14 protein-coding genes are annotated in these 18,221 nt (G+C 74.7%); 10 read left to right on the top strand and 4 right to left on the bottom strand.

Translation table 11 applies throughout. The annotated features are described in order from the left end of the window. Positions 1–17 precede the first annotated feature (17 nt). Complete coding sequence (locus ACFSJS_RS03025; RefSeq protein ID WP_380896335.1) at positions 18–515, top strand: anthrone oxygenase family protein; 498 nt, start codon at positions 18–20, stop codon at positions 513–515. Between the two features lie 39 nt (positions 516–554). Here the strand turns inward: ACFSJS_RS03025 and ACFSJS_RS03020 are convergent, their stop codons facing one another. Beyond that, positions 555–1,346, bottom strand: coding sequence for a TetR/AcrR family transcriptional regulator (locus ACFSJS_RS03020; RefSeq protein WP_380896333.1), 792 nt, complete (start codon positions 1,344–1,346; stop codon positions 555–557). 88 nt (positions 1,347–1,434) lie between these two features. On the opposite strand from ACFSJS_RS03020, the gene ACFSJS_RS03015 reads away from it, so the two are divergent. Together ACFSJS_RS03015 and ACFSJS_RS03010 are read left to right on the top strand one after the other, a co-directional pair. Further along, on the top strand, positions 1,435–2,490 hold the full coding sequence (locus tag ACFSJS_RS03015) for an ATP-binding cassette domain-containing protein (RefSeq protein WP_380896331.1): 1,056 nt from the start codon (positions 1,435–1,437) through the stop codon (positions 2,488–2,490). Continuing rightward, on the top strand, positions 2,487–3,356 hold the full coding sequence (locus tag ACFSJS_RS03010) for an ABC transporter permease (RefSeq protein ID WP_380896329.1): 870 nt from the start codon (positions 2,487–2,489) through the stop codon (positions 3,354–3,356). Before ACFSJS_RS03015 ends, ACFSJS_RS03010 begins: the two co-directional genes overlap by 4 nt. A 135-nt stretch (positions 3,357–3,491) precedes the next feature. On the opposite strand, the gene serC is transcribed toward ACFSJS_RS03010, so the two are convergent. Continuing rightward, a complete protein-coding gene (gene serC, locus ACFSJS_RS03005) occupies positions 3,492–4,610 on the bottom strand; it encodes a phosphoserine transaminase (RefSeq protein WP_380896327.1) in 1,119 nt (372 codons plus the stop codon). Positions 4,611–4,696: 86 nt separating this feature from the next. Between serC and ACFSJS_RS03000 the strand changes: the two genes are divergently transcribed. The 4 genes from ACFSJS_RS03000 (at position 4,697) to ACFSJS_RS02985 (ending at position 11,838) form a co-directional block, all read left to right on the top strand. Next, positions 4,697–7,579 (top strand): FAD-binding and (Fe-S)-binding domain-containing protein, encoded by a 2,883-nt coding sequence (locus tag ACFSJS_RS03000; RefSeq protein WP_380896326.1) that lies wholly within the window; start codon positions 4,697–4,699, stop codon positions 7,577–7,579. A gap of 290 nt (positions 7,580–7,869) precedes the next feature. Further along, positions 7,870–9,447: an alpha/beta fold hydrolase gene (locus ACFSJS_RS02995; protein ID WP_380896324.1), complete on the top strand. Its 1,578-nt coding sequence runs from the start codon at positions 7,870–7,872 to the stop codon at positions 9,445–9,447. Between the two features lie 397 nt (positions 9,448–9,844). Beyond that, positions 9,845–10,642, top strand: a complete 798-nt coding sequence (locus ACFSJS_RS02990; RefSeq protein WP_380896322.1) for a S1 family peptidase — start codon at positions 9,845–9,847, stop codon at positions 10,640–10,642. A 41-nt stretch (positions 10,643–10,683) separates the two neighbouring features. After that, the gene (locus ACFSJS_RS02985) at positions 10,684–11,838 is read left to right on the top strand and encodes a phospholipase D-like domain-containing protein (RefSeq protein WP_380896320.1); all 1,155 of its coding nucleotides are present in this window, start codon (positions 10,684–10,686) and stop codon (positions 11,836–11,838) included. A gap of 228 nt (positions 11,839–12,066) precedes the next feature. Here ACFSJS_RS02985 and ACFSJS_RS02980 read toward each other — a convergent pair whose 3' ends face one another. Further along, positions 12,067–13,167 carry a citrate synthase 2 gene (locus ACFSJS_RS02980; RefSeq protein ID WP_380896318.1) on the bottom strand — a complete coding sequence of 367 codons (1,101 nt, stop codon included), beginning with the start codon at positions 13,165–13,167 and terminating at the stop codon, positions 12,067–12,069. A 357-nt stretch (positions 13,168–13,524) separates the two neighbouring features. Between ACFSJS_RS02980 and pdxH the strand changes: the two genes are divergently transcribed. Further along, positions 13,525–14,250 (top strand): pyridoxamine 5'-phosphate oxidase, encoded by a 726-nt coding sequence (pdxH, locus tag ACFSJS_RS02975; protein ID WP_380896316.1) that lies wholly within the window; start codon positions 13,525–13,527, stop codon positions 14,248–14,250. Between the two features lie 394 nt (positions 14,251–14,644). Further along, positions 14,645–16,021: a PAS domain-containing protein gene (locus ACFSJS_RS02970; RefSeq protein ID WP_380896315.1), complete on the top strand. Its 1,377-nt coding sequence runs from the start codon at positions 14,645–14,647 to the stop codon at positions 16,019–16,021. A gap of 18 nt (positions 16,022–16,039) precedes the next feature. Here the strand turns inward: ACFSJS_RS02970 and ACFSJS_RS02965 are convergent, their stop codons facing one another. Beyond that, complete coding sequence (locus ACFSJS_RS02965) at positions 16,040–16,795, bottom strand: SIS domain-containing protein (protein WP_380896313.1); 756 nt, start codon at positions 16,793–16,795, stop codon at positions 16,040–16,042. Between the two features lie 234 nt (positions 16,796–17,029). Between ACFSJS_RS02965 and ACFSJS_RS02960 the strand changes: the two genes are divergently transcribed. Continuing rightward, entirely contained in the window at positions 17,030–17,725 is a 696-nt protein-coding gene (locus ACFSJS_RS02960) for a metal-dependent transcriptional regulator (protein ID WP_380896311.1), read from the top strand. The last annotated feature ends 496 nt before the right edge of the window (positions 17,726–18,221 follow it).

Below are 18,221 nucleotides of genomic sequence, written 5' to 3'. Positions count from 1 at the left end.
TCCGCGAGGGGGACCGCATGGAAGGGCTCACGGCGCTCACGCTGCTGACCGGCACGGTGACCACGGGGCTGATGGCCGGGCTGTTCGCCGGTTTCGCCTACGCGGTCATGCCCGGACTCGGACGGGGGGACGACCGCACGTTCACCGCCGCGATGCGGCAGATCAACCGGGCGATCCTCAACGGCTGGTTCCTGTCGTGCTTCCTGGGCACGCCCGTCGTGCTGGGGCTCGCGGTCGTCCTGCTGTGGACGGGCGAGGACCGCTCGGCCCTGCCGCCCGCCGCCGCCGGACTGGCGCTGTACCTGGTGGTGTTCGCCGTCACCGCGGCCGGCAACGTCCCGCTCAACGGGCGGCTGGACGCGGACGGGGGCGGCGGTGAGGACGGGGACGCGGCCGCCCGGGAGCGCTTCGAGTCGTCCTGGAACCGCTGGAACACCGTCCGCGCCGCGGCGTGCACCGCCGCGCTCGCCTGTCTGGCCTGGGCGCTGGTGGTGTACGGGGGCGGCGCGCGCTGACCGGTGCGGGCCCGGACGCCCGTCCGAGGTGGCGGCGCGTCAGCCGCAGCCGGCGTCCCCGCCGTCCAGCCCGGAGTCCCGGGCGGGCCCGGCCCCGACGAACGCCTCCAGGCCGTCCAGCAGCCGCTCCAGCCCGAACAGGAAGAGCTTCTCGCCGGGGACGGCGAAGGTGTTCTCGGCGAGGGCGGCCACGTGCGGGTAGGCGCCGCTGAGCATCGCCTTCTCCAGCACCGGCACGTGCGCGGTCCAGAACTCCTCGTCGCTGATGCCGGTCCGCCGGGCGGCCTGGGCCGCGTAGACGTGGGTGCGGGCGCAGCCGGCCACGTAGCCGTCGAGGGCGACGATGAAACCCATCCGCTCCTGGTCGGTGATGCCGAGTCCGGTCAGCCCCGACAGGGCGTAGTCGAAGCCGGCCATGCCGCCGGGGCCGAGGACCGGGCGCGCCAGGTTGGCCTGGAGCAGCCAGGGGTGCGCCAGGTACATCCGCCAGTTGCCGCGGGCCACGTACCGCAGCACCGTCCGCCAGCCGGCGTCCCGGGGGGCGTCGGGGCCGGGCATCATCCGGTAGGCCCGGTCGATCATCAGCTCCAGCAGCTCCGCCTTGCCGGGCACGTAGCGGTAGAGCGACATCGCGCCGACGCCCAGCTCGGCGGCGACGCGCCGCATGGAGAGCGCGTCGATCCCCTCGGCGTCGGCGATGCGCACGCCCGCGTCGACGATGCGGTCCAGGGTCAGGCCCGGTTTGGGACCGCGTGAGGGGCGCTCCCCCGACCCCCACAGGAGGTCGAGGCTGCGCCTGAGGTAGCCGCCGTCGCTGTTCTCGGTCGTCATGGTGCCCTCCATCCTACGGGTGCGGAGAAAAACTGAGTACGCTGTACCCGAAACCGAGTACGTTGTACTCGATTAAGGGAGGCGACACATGACGACACCATCCGGCGCCGCCGGGCCCGCCCGGCACGCGGACCACGCCGTGCTGGCCGAGGGGCTGGTGAAGAGGTACGGCGGCAAGCGCGCCCTGGACGGCCTGGACCTCGCCGTCCGGCGCGGCACGGTGCACGGCGTCCTCGGCCCCAACGGGGCCGGCAAGACCACCGCCGTCCGCATCCTGGCCACGCTCGTCCGCCCCGACGGCGGCCGCGCCGCCGTGGCGGGGCACGACGTGGCGCGCGAGCCCGGCCGCGTGCGCCGCAGGATCGGGCTGGCGGGGCAGTACGCGGCGGTCGACGAGATCCTCACCGGCCGCCAGAACCTGGAGATGTTCGGCCGGCTGTTCCACCTGGGCACGCGGCGCGCGCGGCAGCGGGCCGGGGAGCTGCTGGAGCGCTTCGGGCTGGCCGAGGCGGCCGACAGGCCGCTGCGCACCTACAGCGGCGGCATGCGGCGCCGCCTCGACCTGGCGGCGGGCATGATCCTCGCGCCCGAGGTGCTCTTCCTGGACGAGCCCACCACCGGTCTGGACCCGCGCAGCCGCAACGAGGTCTGGGACGCGGTGCGCTCCATGGCGGCCGCCGGCACCACGGTGCTGCTCACCACGCAGTACCTGGAGGAGGCCGACCGGCTGGCCGACCGCGTCACCGTCATCGACCACGGCGTGCGCATCGCCGACGACACCCCCGCCGCGCTCAAGGGCGCCGTCGGGGGCGACCGCGTCGAGGTGGTGGTGCGCGACGCGGCCGACGTCCCCGCCGCCGCGGAGGTGCTCGCCCGGGTCGCGGACGAGGGGGCCGAGCCGTACGCCGACCCCGAGGAGCGCCGCCTCCACGCGCCGGTCACCGACCGGGTGGCCGCGCTCACCGAGGTGGCCCGCACCCTCCAGGACCGGGGCGTCGGGGTGGAGGACATCGGCCTGCGCCGCCCCACCCTGGACGAGGTCTTCCTCCGGCTCACGGGCCGGCGGGCGGAGTCCGGGGACGGGGACCGCGCGGGCCGCGCGGAGGGGGAGAGGGAGACGGCGAAGGAGGGGGCCGCCGCATGAGCACCGCACCGACCCCCGCACCCGCGGACCGCGCCCGCCCCGCGCACCCGGCCGCCCCCGCGGTCCCGGACGGCCCCGGGCGCCGCCTGTACTGGGCCCTCGCCGACTGCTGGACGATCGTCCGCCGCGATCTGCTGCACCTGGTCCGGCAGCCGTCCATCGTCGCCTGGCAGCTCGGCTTCCCGATCGTCTCGGTGCTGCTGTTCGTCTACGTCTTCGGCAGCGCCATGGACGTGGGCACCGCGGACTACAAGACCTACGCGCTGCCCGGCATGTTCACCATGACGATGGCCTTCGGCTTCATGAACACCGCGATGGCCGTCGCGGTCGACAAGGAGCGCGGCGTCACCGACCGGTTCCGCTCCATGCCGATGGCCCCCTCGGCGGTGGTCACCGGGCGGGGGGTCTCCGACGTGCTGCACGCCGCACTGGACCTGCTGGTGCTGGCCGTGATCGCCCTGGCGGTCGGCTGGCGCCCCCAGGGCGGGGCGCCGGCCGCCCTGGGGGCGTTCGCGCTGCTGCTCCTGCTGCGCTTCGCGCTGATCTGGGTGGGGGTGTTCATCGGGCTGCTCGTCCCCAACCAGGAGGCGGCGGGCAACCTGTTCGCGCTCGCCTTCCCCTTCGGGATGGTCTCCAGCGTCTTCACCCCGCCGTCGATGATGCCGGACTGGCTGGGCGCCGTCGCGATGTGGAACCCGGTCTCCTCCACCGCCGACGCCGTCCGCGGCCTCTTCGGCTCCCCGGTGTCCGCCGGCGGGAGCTGGATCGAGCAGAACGCCGCCCCGATGGCGGTCCTCTGGCCGCTGGCGATCACGGCCGTCTTCCTGCCCCTGGCGGTGCGGCGCTTCCAGCGGCTGTCGGGCTGACGCCTTGGGCGCCCGCCGCCGGCCGTCCCCGCCCGGCGGCGGGCGGGAGCGGCCGGGAACGCCGGTGGCCCGGGCACCCCGCGGGGTGCCCGGGCCACCGGTTCCGTCCGGGTGCCGCGCCGTGCGCGGCCGGGCTCAGAGCCGCTCGGCGACGTAGTCCACGCACGCCGTCAGCGCCTCGACGTCGGCCGGCTCGACGGCCGGGAACATCGCGACGCGCAGCTGGTTGCGGCCCAGCTTGCGGTACGGCTCGGTGTCCACGACGCCGTTCGCGCGCAGCACCTTGGCGATCGCCGAGGCGTCCACGCCCTCGGCGAAGTCGATCGTGCCGACGACCTGCGAGCGCTGGGCGGGATCGGTCACGAACGGGGTGGCGAACTCCGACTTCTCCGCCCAGCCGTACAGGCGCGAGGAGGAGTCGGCGGTGCGGGAGACCGCCCACTCCAGGCCGCCCCGGCCGTTGATCCACTCCAGCTGGTCGGCCAGCAGGAAGAGGGTGGCGACGGCCGGGGTGTTGTAGGTCTGGTTCTTGCGGGAGTTGTCGATGGCGGTCGGCAGGTCGAAGAAGGCCGGGATGTGCCGGCCGCCCGCCGCGATCCGCTCGGCGCGCTCCAGCGCGGCCGGGGAGAACACGCCGATCCACAGGCCGCCGTCGGCCGCGAAGGACTTCTGGGGGGCGAAGTAGTAGACGTCCGTCTCGGCGACGTCCACCGGCAGGCCGCCCGCGCCGGAGGTGGCGTCCACCAGGACCAGGGCGCCCTCGTCGGCTCCCGCCGGCCGCTCGATCGGCATGGCGACGCCGGTGGAGGTCTCGTTGTGGGTGAGGGCGTAGACGTCGACGCCCGCCTCGGCGCGCGGCAGCGGGTGGGTGCCGGGGTCGGAGGAGACCACGGACGGCTCGGCCAGCCACGGTGCCAGCTTGGCGGCCTTGGCGAACTTCGAGGAGAACTCGCCGAAGGACAGGTGCTGGGACTTCGACTCGATCAGACCGTGGGTCGCGATGTCCCAGAAAGCCGTGGAGCCGCCGTTGCCGAGGACCACCTCGTAGCCCTCGGGGAGGCGGAACAGCTCCTTCACTCCTTCGCGCACCCGGCCGACCAGGTCCTTCACCGGGGCCTGGCGGTGCGAGGTGCCCATCAGGGACGTGCCGGTGGCGGCCAGGGCGCTCAGCGCCTCGGGGCGCACCTTGGACGGGCCCGAACCGAAGCGTCCGTCGGCGGGCTTGATGTCTGCGGGAATCTGGAGATCGGCCACGGACGGAAGGGTAGTGCGTCCGGGCCGTCCCCTCCGGCCGGCGTCCACCCCGCGAGACACGCCGTTTCGGCGGGCAGGCTGGAACCATGAGCGACAGGGTGGAGCAGGGGACGGGGACGGCGGAGGCGGCGGACGGCCCCGAGCTGGTGCGGGCGCTGCGGGCCGCCGTGCGCGGCGAGGTCCTCGGGGACGCCGCGAGCCGCGCGCTGGTGACGATGGACGCCTCCAACTACCGGCGGGTGCCGCTGGCCGTGGTGGCGCCGCGCGACGCCGACGACGTGGCGGCGGCGCTGGCGGTGTGCCGGGAGCGGGGCGTGCCGGTGGTGCCCCGCGGCGGGGGCACCTCGATCGCGGGGCAGGCCACGGGGACGGGGGTGGTGCTGGACTTCACCCGCCACATGACCGCGGTCGAGTCGGTCGACCCCGCCACCCGCACGGCCGTCGTCCGGCCGGGTGCCGTCCTGGACGACCTGTGCCGGGCGGCCGGCGCCCACGGCCTGACGTTCGGCCCCGACCCGTCCACCCACAGCCGCTGCACGCTCGGCGGGATGATCGGCAACAACTCCTGCGGCTCCCACTCGGTGGCCTGGGGCACCACCGCCGACAACGTCCTCGCCCTGGAGGTGCTGACCTACGGAGGGGAGCGCGTCCGGCTCACTCCTGGCGGGGACGGCGTGCCCGAGCGGCTGCGCGCCGGAGTGCGGGCACTCGTGCGCGGCGAGTTGGCCCGGCTGCGCACCGGCTTCCCCGAGGTGCCGCGCCGCATCTCCGGGTACGCCCTGGACGCGCTGCTGCCGGAGAACGGGGAGGACTGGGCGCGGGCCTTCACCGGCAGCGAGGGCACCCTCGGGGTGGTCACGGCCGCGACGGTGCGGCTGGTCGAGCGGCCGGGCGCGCGGGTGCTGGCGGTGCTCGGGTACGGGGACGAGAGCGCGGCGGCCGAGGCGGCGGCCGCGCTCCTCCCGTACGGCCCGCTGACCGTGGAGGGCATGGCGGGCGACCTCGTCCCCGAGGCCGAGCGGACGATGCTGCCCCGGGGCGGCGCCTGGCTGTTCGTCGAGGCCGGCGGCGCGGACGCGGCCGAGGCGCGCGCCCACGCCGAGCGGCTGTGCCGGGCCGCGGCCGGCACCGCCGCCGGCCACGTCCTGGTCGCCGACCCGGCCGGGCAGCGTGCCCTGTGGCGGGTGCGCGAGGACGCCTCCGGCACCGCCACCCGCATGCCCGACGGCAGCGAGGCGTGGCCGGGCTGGGAGGACTGCGCGGTCCCGCCCGCGCGGCTGGGCGCGTACCTGCGGGACTTCCGCGCCCTGCTGGCCGAGCACGGGCTGCGCGGGGTGCCCTACGGCCACTTCGGCGACGGCTGCATCCACGTGCGCATCGACTTCGACCTGGTCAGCGAGGCGGGCATCGCCCGCTTCCGCCGCTTCTCCACCGACCTGGCCGACCTGGTGGCGGCCCACGGCGGCTCGCTCTCGGGCGAGCACGGCGACGGACAGGCGCGCGCCGAGCTGCTGCCGCGCATGTACGGGCCGGAGACGGTGGAGCTGTTCGGCCGCTTCAAGGACCTGTGGGACCCCGCCGGCGGCCTCAACCCCGGCATGCTGGTGCGCCCCCACCGCCTGGACGAGAACCTGCGCTTCGCGCCGCTGCCGCGCGAGCCCCTCCCCGTCGTCTTCGGCTACGGGGACGACGGAGGGGACTTCTCGGCGGCGGTGCGGCGGTGCGTGGGCGTGGCCAAGTGCCGCAACCCGGCGGACTCCCCGGGCGTGATGTGCCCCTCGTACCGGGTGACGGGCGAGGAGATGCACTCCACCCGCGGCCGGGCGCGGCTGCTGCACGAGATGCTGGCGGGCGAGGTGGTCACCGGCGGCTGGCGCTCGGAGGAGGTCCGCGAGGCCCTGGACCTCTGCCTGGCCTGCAAGGGCTGCCGCCGGGACTGCCCGGTCGGGGTGGACATGGCCACCTACAAGGCCGAGTTCCTCCACCACCACTACGCGGGCCGCCGCCGCCCCGCGGCGCACTACTCGATGGGGTCGCTGCCGCGGTGGCTGCGCGCGGTCTCCGCCACCCGCACCGCACCGCTGCTCAACTTCCTGGCCCGCACCCCGCTGGCGTCCCTGGGCAAGCGGCTGGGCGGCATCGCGCCGGAGCGGGAGATCCCGCCGCTGCCGCGCGCCCCGTTCCTGCGGCTGTGGCGGCGGCACCGGCGGACCTCCCCCGGAGGCGGCGGGCGGCGGGTGGTGCTGTGGCCCGACACCTTCACCAACCACCTCTCGCCCGAGGCGGGCACCGCGGCCGTGCGCGTGCTGGAGGCGGCCGGACTGGAGGTCGTCCCGCCACCGGGCGCGGGCCGGGTCTGCTGCGGCCTGACGTGGGTCTCCACCGGCCGGCTCGACGGCGCCCGCCGGGTGCTGCGCCGCACCCTGGACCGGCTGGAGCCGGTCCTGGAGGCGGGACTTCCGGTGGTCGTGCTGGAGCCGCCGTGCGCGGCGGCCCTGCGCACCGACGTCCCCGAGCTGCTGCCGGACGACCCGCGCGCGAGGCGGCTGGCGGCCGCCGTGCGCACCTTCGCCCAGGCGCTGGAGGAGTACGCACCCGACTGGACCCCGCCGCGCGTCGGCCGCCCGGTGGCCGGCCAGACCCACTGCCACCAGCACGCCGTCCTGGGCGACGCGGCGGAGCGGCGGCTGATGGAGAGGGCCGGGCTGACGGGCGCGCTCAGCGACGGGTGCTGCGGGCTGGCGGGCAACTTCGGCTTCGAGAAGGGGCACTTCGAGGTCTCCGCCGCCTGCGCCGAGGAGAAGCTGCTGCCGTCGGTGCGCGCCGCCGCCCCCGGCACGGTGCTGCTGGCCGACGGCTACTCCTGCCGCACCCAGCTCGCCCAGCTCGGCGGGTACCGCGCCCGCCACCTGGCGGAGGTGCTGGCCCAGGCACTGGAGCGGCAGGAGCGCCCGGAGCGGCAGGAGTAGGGGCGGGCCGGGGCACGCACCCGCGCGCCGGCCCCCGGCGGTTCGCCGGCCGGCGTCCCCCGCGGCCCCCGCCACCGCGGAACGGCCGTGTGCCCCCCTCGAAGGGGCGGCACCGCGGCCCCGGGAGCGCCTGCGCCCTAGGGGCCGAGGGGGCCGGACAGGGGCGGGGAACGTTGCGGATGCGTGACTCACCAGGGGGTTACCAGCGGTAAGGGTCGCACCTAGTCTCAGGTCGTCCCCCCACCCAGCCACCGGCTCCCCACGCCGGAGACCGAACCAGGAGAGGGCCCATGCGACACCCCCACAGGCGCCTGCGCACGTCCGCCGCCGTCGCCGTCGCCGCCGCCTCGGCCGCGGTGCTGGCCGGGACCGTCACCGGTCCGGCGGCGCCCGCCCACGCCGGGACCGCCGCACCGTCCGTCCGCTTCGTCGAGATACCCGGCGACGGCGGCACGCCGCTCGCCGCCAACGTCGTCATCCCCGGGGACCGGGACGGCGAGCGCCGTCACCCCCTCGCCGTCCTCCCCACCAGCTGGTCCATGCCGCAGGCGGAGTACCTCGCCCAGGCGCGGAAGCTCGCCGACTCCGGCTACGTCGTGCTCAGCTACAACTCGCGCGGCTTCTGGCAGTCCGGCGGCGAGATCGAGGTCGCCGGTCCGCCCGACGTCGCCGACGCCTCGAGGGTCATCGACTGGGCGCTGGCCAACACCCCCGCCGACCCCGAGCGCGTCGGCATGGCCGGCATCTCCTACGGCGCCGGCATCAGCCTGCTGGCCTCCGCGTTCGACGAGCGGATCAGGGCCGTGGTCGCGATGAGCGGCTGGGCGGACCTCGTCGGCTCCATCTACAGCGGCCGCACCCAGCACAGGCAGGCGGCCGCCTTCCTCACCGGCACCGGCTACCTCACCGGCCGCCCCGGCGAGGAGTTCCAGGAGGTCGTCACCGGCTTCCTCTCCTCCGACCTGGAGAAGGAGGCCGACATGATCGCCTGGGGCAGGAAGCGCTCCGCGGCCACCTACGTCGACCGCATCAACGCGGGCGGCGCCGCGATCATGCTGGGCAACGCCTGGGGCGACTCGATCTTCCCGCCCAACCAGTACGCCGACTTCTACGAGAAGCTGACCGTGCCCAGGCGCCTGGAGTTCCGCCCCGGCGACCACGCCACCCCCGAGATGCCCGGCCTGCTGGGGCTGCCCAACGACGTGTGGAACAACGCCGAGCGCTGGCTCGACCACCACCTCAGGGGCGAGGACAACGGCATCGACGCCGAGCAGCCCGTCCAGCTCACCGCCCGCGGCGGCGCCCGTGAGGGCTACCCGAGCTGGAAGGCGGTGCCCTCGGGCGCCGAGCGGATCGAACTGGACGGCACCGACCGGGTCCTGGCGAACACCGACTCGGGCGCGAGCGGCGGAACGGTCTTCCTCTCCAGCATCTTCGACCGGCTCACCGGTCTGCCGCCGACGGTGTCCGTACCGCTGCTGCCCGACTGGCACGCCGCCGTCTGGCAGTCGGAGCGGTACACGGCCGAGCGGCGGATCCGCGGCACCGTGAAGCTGCACACGACGGTGACCGGCAACAGGTCCAGCGGCACCTTCGTCGCCCACCTCTACGACGTGGGGCCGCTGGGTGTGGGCAAGCTGATCACCCATGCGCCGTTCACCTTCCACGACAGGACGCCGGGCGAGGCGTTCGGCGTGGACCTGGAGCTGTACTCGGCGGCGTACGACGTCCCGGCCGGACACCGGCTCGCCATGGTGGTCGACACCGTCGACCCGCTCTACACCGAGCACAACCCGTCCGGCGCGAGGCTCGTCTTCTCCTCGCCCGCCGACGACCCCTCGTACGCCGAGGTCCCCGTGCGCGGCTGACGCCCCACCGGGCGGTTCCGCGTCCACCGGCCGTACCCCGCCGCTCCCGGCGGGGTACGGCCGTCCGCGTTCCGCGGCGGGGCGCCCCGGTGCCACCGGCCCGGCGGGCCGCTTTCCGGAACCGCCGGCTCGCGATTCCCGATTTCCGGATCCGAGTATTCCGAAAAACCCGGCCGAGAGAGGGGTGGCGAGTTCTCCGGTTTCCTTACTTCTTTCCAAAAGGGGTGAAGCCCCTGCTTGCAGGCCTCTCGATGGCGCTGTATATCGACTCATGGCGGGTTTTCTGCGGTTTCGGCAAAGCGCCGTCGGCGTGTTCGGTGTGGCGTGAAACCGATTGTTCGGGCGCGCGCTCGAAGGTACGGTCCCGGGGACTCCTTTCTCTGTGAGGTGGAAACAGGTGCGTTCGAAGACGCTCGGGAAAATCGTCCTTTCTCTCATCTCCGTGGTCTCCCTGGGACTGGGGGCCGCCGGCCCGGCCGCCGCGGACTCCGCGCCGACCGCCGGCGCGCCCGTCGCCGGGAAGACCGAGGCGGCGGGGAAGGGCGGCCCCGAGGGCATCATCGGCGGTGAGACCGCCGACTCGTCCAGGGGCATGGCGGCTCTCCACCGCAACGGGAACTTCCTGTGCTCCGGGTCGATCGTCGACAACCGGTGGGTGCTGACCGCCAGGCACTGCCTGTACCCCGAAGGTGAGAGGATCCCCGACTCCCAGCTCACGGTCCGGGTCAAGAGCCTGAACCGCACCAGCGGCGGAGGCGTCGTGGCGGTCTCCGACTCCAGGGTCAGGACCGAGCACGACATCGCGATGCTGAAGCTCGACCGCTCCGCGAACGCCGAGCCGGTCCGCCTCGCCACCGCCAACCCCAAGGTCGGTGCCACCACCTATGTGTTCGGCTGGGGCCGGACCTGCGCGACCTGCGCTCCCAGCACCGTGCTGAAGCGCGCCACCATGCGGGTCGAGAGCATCGACGCCGACGACGTGTACGGCGGCCGGGCCATCCGCACGTCGGGGCTCAACGGGCGCACCTGCCACGGGGACTCGGGCGGGCCGCTGTTCAAGCTCGTGGACGGACAGCGCTACCAGGTGGGGGTCGTCTCCGGGGGCAACGCGGGGTGCCCCGACGACTCCGGCTTCCGGTTCGCGAGCACGCCCACCAGCCTCACCTGGATCCAGAACGTGATGGCGGACTTCTGACCCCTGCGGTCGGACCACCGGACCCGGGAAGGACGGCTCCCATGATCAGACGCATCGTCACGACGGCCCTGCTGCTCGGCGCCCTGCTGGCGCCGGCCGGCACAGCGACCGCGGCCGGAGAGGCCGCCGCCCCCGTCACCACCGGAGCGGTCTTCAACGACCCGCGGGGCACCGCGGCGGAGAAGAACGCCGTCAAGGACCACATCATCGGCGCGATCAACGCCACGCAGAGCGGACGGACCGTCCGCGCCGCCCTGTACGCGCTGAACGACCAGGACTACGCGGACGCGCTGATCGCGGCGCACAACCGGGGGGTCCGGGTCAGGGTGGTGCTGGACTCCACGTACGCGGACCGGCCCGCCGCGCGGAGCGTGCGCACCGCGCTCGGCAGCGACACCTCGGGCGGCTCGTGGGTGCGGGTGTGCACCGCCGGACGGGCCTGCATCGCCGACGCCCCCGCGGACGTGAACCCGATCAACCACAACAAGTTCTTCACCTTCTCCCGGATCGGGAGCGCGGGGGAGGCGGAGGACGTGGTGATCCAGACCTCCGCCAACCAGACCTCCCTCAACGTGGAGAAGTACTGGAACAACGCCTACACCGTCGTCGGCAACACCGACCTGTACACGGCGTACGTGTCGTACTTCAACGACCTGGCCGCCATGGTCAAGGACGGCGACTACTTCCGCCAGGGCAAGGTGGGGACGGAGAAGTACTACTTCTTCCCGCAGGCCGCCGGCGACGTGGTGGTGGACGTCCTCGACAACGTGACCTGCACGGGCAACACCGCGGTGGGCTCGGCGTCGCACAAGACGGTGGTCCGCGTCAGCGCCTTCGCCCTGCACCGGGACGCGGTGGCGCGGAAGCTCCGGGCGCTGGCGGACCAGGACTGCTGGGTGGAGGTGGTCTACGCCGAAAGCAACGACGTCGGAATCATGCAGGGGCACCCGAGGCTGAAGCTCTACCGTCTCAGCACCTCCGACGGATACCTCGTGCACTCGAAGTACCTCACGGTCGAGGGCAACTACGCCGGGCGCCCCGACACCAAGTGGACCTTCACCGGCTCGCACAACCTGGACCACTCCTCCCTGCGGGAGAACGACGAGGCCATGCTGCGCCTGGAGGGTGCCGCGGCCCACGACGCCTACCGGGCCAACTTCCTGGACATGCGCGCCGCCGCCACCCCGGCCGCCTGACCGCCGGCCCACCCCGCGGCACGGGACGGGCGCCCGCGGCCGGCGGCGGGATCCCCCGCCGCGGGCCGCGGGCACGGGGCGCTCAGCCGGCGGGCGGCGCGGTGAGGTACCGGTTGATCACGACGCCCGCGCCCGCGCCCGTGCACGGCGTGCGCCGGCCCCGGCGCGACGGGGCGGCCGTCGCGCCGGGGCCGGGACGTCCGTACGGACCCGGGTCCGGGCCGGAACTCAGCGGGCGATGTCGTCGTAGCCCTCGATCTCGCGCGGGCTGCGCGGCCCGGGGCCGACGTAGCGCGCCGAGGGGCGCACCAGACGCCCGGTGCGCTTCTGCTCCAGGATGTGCGCCGACCAGCCGGCGGTGCGGGCACAGGTGAACATCGAGGTGAACATGTGCGCCGGGACCTCGGCGAAGTCCAGCACGATCGCGGCCCAGAACTCCACGTTGGTGGCCAGGACGCGGTCCGGGCGGCGGTTGTGCAGCTCCTCCAGCGCCGCCTTCTCCAGCGCCTCGGCCACCTCGAAGCGCGGCGCACCCAGCTCCTTGGCGGTGCGGCGCAGCACGCGGGCGCGCGGGTCCTCGGCGCGGTAGACGCGGTGGCCGAAGCCCATCAGGCGCTCGCCGCGGTCCAGGGCGTTCCTCACGTACGCCCCGGCGTCGCCGGTCCGCTCGATCTCCTCGATCATGCCCAGCACCCGGGAGGGCGCGCCGCCGTGCAGCGGGCCGGACATCGCGCCGACCGCACCCGAGAGCGCCGCCGCCACGTCCGCGCCGGTGGAGGCGATGACGCGGGCGGTGAAGGTGGAGGCGTTCATGCCGTGCTCGGCGGCCGACGTCCAGTAGGCGTCCACGGCCGCGACGTGCTTGGGGTCGGGCTCGCCCCGCCAGCGGCGCATGAAGCGCTCCACGATGGTCTCGGCCTTGTCGATCTCCTTCTGCGGCACCATCGGCAGGCCCTGCCCGCGCGCCGACTGGGCGACGTAGGACAGCGCCATCACCGCGGCGCGGGACAGGTCCTCGCGGGCCTGCTTCTCGTCGATGTCCAGCAGCGGTTTCAGGCCCCACACCGGCGCGAGCATCGCCAGCGCGGACTGCACGTCCACCCGGATGTCACCGGAGTGCACCGGGATCGGGAAGGGCTCGGCGGGGGGCAGGCCCGGATTGAAGCTGCCGTCCACCAGCAGGCCCCACACGTTGCCGAAGGAGACGTGGCCCACCAGGTCCTCGATGTCCACGCCCCGGTAGCGGAGGGCGCCGCCCTCCTTGTCCGGCTCGGCGATCTCCGTCTCGAACGCGACGACTCCCTCGAGCCCGGGTACGAAGTCGGACATCAGGCGGCTCCTCGTATGTGGTTCGGCGGGCGGGCGGGCGGCGGATGCCCCCCCGGGGGCCGGTCGGCCCCGTCCGGGTGTGCACCGGCGCGGCCCCGCCGCCGGAGCCGGCGGTCCGGGCCGGTACCCGGTCGTCCTGCTGCTGGTGGGCTGCCGGCGGTGGCCGGGCAGCGACCGGCCGGACGCGATGGCCCGCGGTGTCCAGGGGCCACAGTCGTCCAGCCAGCGATTCTGTCCGGTTCGGCAGATGCGGGGAAGGGTGAGATGCGGCACACTCGCGGTTTCCCCGCGGCCAGGTGTACGCGGCGCGGCGAACGGGCAGACTCGTCCGCCACCCCGTGGGGCCGCGCGCCGGCGATGTTGCAGTATGAACGCGTGCCCCATGCCGACGACGCAGCCCGCGAAGCCCGTGCCCACCGACCGCACCTGGACCCCGCCGCGATGCGGGCCCACTACCGCGCCGAGGGACTGGTGGAGGAGGAACTCGCACCGACCCCGTACGGGCAGTTCCTGCGCTGGTTCGAGGAGGCCGTGGCCGCCGGCCTGCACGAGCCGAACGCGATGGTCCTCTCCACGGCGGACGGACGGGGGCGGCCCAGCTCCCGCACGGTGCTGCTCAAGCAGTTCGACGAGAGCGGCTTCGTCTTCTTCACCAACCACCGCTCCCGCAAGGCGCGCGAGATCGGGGCCAACCCGTACGTGTCGCTGCTCTTCCCCTGGCACGCGGTCGCCCGCCAGGTCATCGTCTCGGGACGGGCCGGGCACACCGGCCGGGACGAGACGGCCGCCTACTTCCGCACCCGCCCGCACGGCTCGCAGCTCGGGGCGTGGGCCAGCGAGCAGTCCGCGCCGGTGGGCTCCCGGGAGGAGCTGGACCGGGCCTACCGGGAGCTGGCGGCCCGCTACCCGGAGACCGAGCGGGTCCCCGTGCCGCCGCACTGGGGCGGCTACCGGGTGGTGCCGGAGACGGTGGAGTTCTGGCAGGGCCGGGAGAACCGCCTCCACGACCGGCTGCGCTACGTCCGCGCCGGGGGCGGCCCCGGGGAGGACGCGGGCTGGACGGTGGAGCGCCTGGCGCCCTGAGGAGCCGCCCCCGTCCCGTTCCCGGCGCCCGCGCCGGGAACGCAGACGACCCGCGGGCCTGGCCCCCGCCGCGCCGTGGCGCGGCAGGAGGTCGGTCGGACGTACCGACAGCCCGCGGGTCGGGTGACTGCTTGGGATTGGCCGGCGCTGCCGGCATCACGACGTGACGTCGGCCTGCTAGGCCGCAGCCACCTCACGCGTCCGGTAACAACTCATCTGCCGAACCACCTCCCTTCTCGTGTACCCACGACGCTACGTGGCACCTGGGGCACGGGCAAGCGAATTTCAGGGGTACAACGATTTTCCGCAATCGCGTGTGGGCCGGGTCACGTCCGCGTTCTAATGATCGGGGGTGCAGTTGCGCGCAGCGTCCAGGTCCAGCCGGGGGTGCCAGGTGACCGCTCAGTCCGAGACCCACTCCGAGCACGGCGCCGGAGGCGGAGACGGCCTGCGGGGAGGTCCGGCCTGCTCCGGGGGCGACCTGCTGCTCACCGCGCTGCTGGACGGGATGGACGCGGCGCTGTGCGCCTTCGACGCCGACGGCGTCGTGACCCACTGGAACCGCGAGGCCGAGCGCATCCTGGGCTGGACGAAGGAGGAGGCCGTCGGCCGCCGGGGCCTGGCGGGGTGGGCGGTCCGCACCGCCGACGCCGAGCACGTCGAGGCCCGGCTGCTCGGCGCGATGGACGCCCCCGGCCGCCGGGTCCACGAGTTCGCGCTGCTGCGCAAGGACGGCGGGCGGGTGCTGGTGCGGGTCCAGTCCTCCGGCATGCGCGGTGCCGACGGCCGGCCGACCGGTGTGTACTGCGCGTTCAGCGAGGTGCGCACCCAGATCGACCTGGAGCGGTCGATCGCCCTGAGCGAGGCGCTGTTCGACGGCGCCACCTGGGGCGTGGTGCTCGTCGACGCGGATCTGCGCCCGGCCGTCGTCAACGGGCACGCCGCCCGTGCGCTGCGCACCGGGCGCGCCGAGGTGCTCGGGCGGCCGCTGGGCGAGCTGGTGGGGGAGGGCGCCGAGGAGCTGGAGAGCGCCCTCCAGCACGTGCTGGCCGAGGGCCCGCCGCCCGACCCGGCCGAGCTGTGGGTGACGCTGCGCGCGGCGGGGGACGGCGGAGCGGGGGACGCCCGGCGCTGCTGGCGCAGCGGGTTCCTGCGGCTGGTCTCGCCGATGTCGGAGGCGACGCCCGTACCGCTGGGCGTGGCGTGGTTCTTCCTGGACGTCACCGACGCCCGGCGGGCCGAGCAGGAGGCGGCGCGCTCCCGGTTCCGCGGCAACCAGCTGCACCGCGCCACGCGGGCCGCGGCCGAGTGCGAGGACCCGATGGAGGCCGTCTCCGTCCACCTGGACTACTCCCTGGCGGGCTTCGCCGACCACGCCCTGCTGGACCTGGCGGCCGGCGGGGAGGGCGGCTCCGCGGTCCGGCTGGTCCGCACCGCCGAGGCGCCGGTGCGGGGCACGGCGCCGGCGGGCGTCCCCGTGTGCTACCCGCGCGACCACCCGGCGCTGCACGCGTACGACCGCTGCGGGCCGGTCCGCACGAGTGCGGGCGGCGCCGCGGCGGAGGGCTGGGCCAGGGCCCGCCGGTGGCCGGACGGCACGGTGCACGGCCTGTGCGTGGTGCTGCGCAGCAGGGGCCGCTCCCTGGGCGTGCTCACGTTCCTGCGGGGGCCGAGCCGCCGCGCCTTCGACCGCGCGGACGCCGTCTACGCGGAGGGGGTGGCGGACCGCGTCGCCGCCGCCGTCGACCTGGCCCGCGCCCTGGCGCCGTGACGCCGCCCCGGGCGGACCTCAGCGGCGGTAGAAGACGCGGTCCGCGTGCTCGGTCAGCACCCGCTCGTTCCACTCGTGGCCGCCGTCGACGTTCCCCGAGCGCAGCATGGGCGGGGTGATGCCGCGGGCGGCCAGCGAGCCCGCCGCGCCGGCGACGACCGCCTGCATGATCGCGCTGGTCACCACCGTGGATGCGGGGGCGAAGGGGGCGTCGACGCCCTCCGCGGTCAGCTCCGCGTCCCCGACGGCGATCTTGCTGTCGACGACGACGTCGCAGTGGTCCTTCAGGAAGGTGCCCGAGGGGTTGCGCGGCGTGGTGGAGCCGGCGTACGCCACCGACGTCACGCCGATCACCTTCAGGCCGAGCTCCCGGGCGCGGGCCGCCATCTCCACGGGCAGCGCGTTGCGGCCCGACAGGGAGACCACCACCAGGACGTCCCCGGCCCGCGCCGGCGAGGTCTCCAGGGCCGCCGAGGCCAGGCCCGTCACCCGCTCCAGCGCGCTGCCCAGGGTGGCGGGCACCACGTCGACGCCGACCGTGCCGGGCACGGGCAGGAGGTTCATCACGGCCAGGCCGCCGGCCCGGTAGACCACGTCCTGGGCGGGGAGGGAGGAGTGGCCGGCGCCGAAGGCGAAGATCCGGCCGCCCGCCGCGTAGGCGTCGGCGATCAGCTCCCCGGCCGCCGCGATGCTGCCGCACTCCTCCTTCCGCACCCGCTCCAGCAGCCCGACGGCCGCGTCGATGAACCGCTCGGCCAGTCCGTTCCCGTCCATGTCCCTGCGGCCTCCCGTCGTCGTGGTGCCGTGGGGCGCGGTGCGTCGCGCACCCCGGCCCGGCACGCGCCCCGGGCCCGCCCCGCGGCGCAGCGATCACGATGAGGTCTGGACCAGTGCCCCGTCAATACGGCACGACCGCGCGGACGGCGTCCGGCCGATCGGGAACGGTTGTCGCCCCCATGCGTCAGAATTGGTTTCCAGGGCCACCGCACGAACCGACGAGGGGCACGCATGTCCGGACTCATCGACACCACGGAGATGTATCTCCGCACGATCCTGGAGCTGGAGGAGGAGGGCGTGGTCCCCATGCGTGCCCGGATCGCCGAGCGGCTCGACCAGAGCGGTCCGACGGTGAGCCAGACGGTCGCGCGCATGGAGCGCGACGGCCTGCTCAAGGTCGCCGGGGACCGGCACCTGGAGCTGACCGAGGAGGGCCGCCGGCTGGCCACGCGCGTGATGCGCAAGCACCGTCTGGCCGAGTGCCTGCTGGTGGACGTGATCGGCCTGGAGTGGGAGCAGGTGCACGCGGAGGCGTGCCGCTGGGAGCACGTGATGAGCGAGGCGGTCGAGCGCCGCGTGCTGGAGTTGCTGCGGCACCCCACCGAGTCCCCGTACGGCAACCCGATCCCGGGTCTGGAGGAGCTGGGCGAGCCCTCGGAGGCCGGCCCGTTCCTGAGTGACGACATGGTCAGCCTGTCGGACCTGGACACCGGCTCCGACGGCAAGACGGTCGTGGTGCGCCGGATCGGCGAGCCGATCCAGACGGACGCCCAGCTCATGTACACGCTGCGGCGGGCCGGGGTGCAGCCGGGCGCGGTGGTCAGCGTGACACCGGGTGTGGGGGGCGGCGTGCAGGTCGGCAGCAGCGGCGAGGCCGCCGAGCTGACCCCCGAGGTCGCCGCGCACGTCTTCGTCGCCCGGCGCTGAGCGGGCCGCCGCGGCCGTCCGCCGGGTGACCGGCGCACGGCCGGTCCCGTCCGGGCCCGGCGGCGGAGTTGTGTACAAAGGGGGGCGCCGGGGGCCGTGTCGTGACACGCTTTCCGTGACGCACATGGGGAGACGGAAGGGGAGCCGTCCATGGGCCTGTCGGACCACCGGGGTCCCGGCGCCGTCGTCGGCGGCCGGGACCCCGCCTCCCCGTGTCCCTCCCCGCCGCCCCCCGGTGCGACCTCGAGCCCCGAACTCCCGGGGTCGCTCCCCGCGGACCCCTGTCCCCGAGCGGCCCGCCTCCCGGTAGCTGTCTCCCCTCGGCCTCCCGGGACGACACTCGCTGAGTGTCACTCAAAAGAGGGGTGTTGCACGTCAGAAGAGCTTGTTCGAATAAAAGTTCGATAGCGTGACGCCGGAAGGCGAGGGGGCGGACGGTGCCGGAGCGTGGGGGGCGGCGCGGCGGTCGCCACGCCGGACGGCACGGCAGGCGGAG

It is taken from the genome of Streptomyces desertarenae, from assembly GCF_042681365.1.
Classification (GTDB): domain Bacteria; phylum Actinomycetota; class Actinomycetes; order Streptomycetales; family Streptomycetaceae; genus Streptomyces; species Streptomyces desertarenae.
Note: the sequence above shows the minus strand (reverse complement) of the source record. Positions and strands in the feature narration are given on the sequence as shown.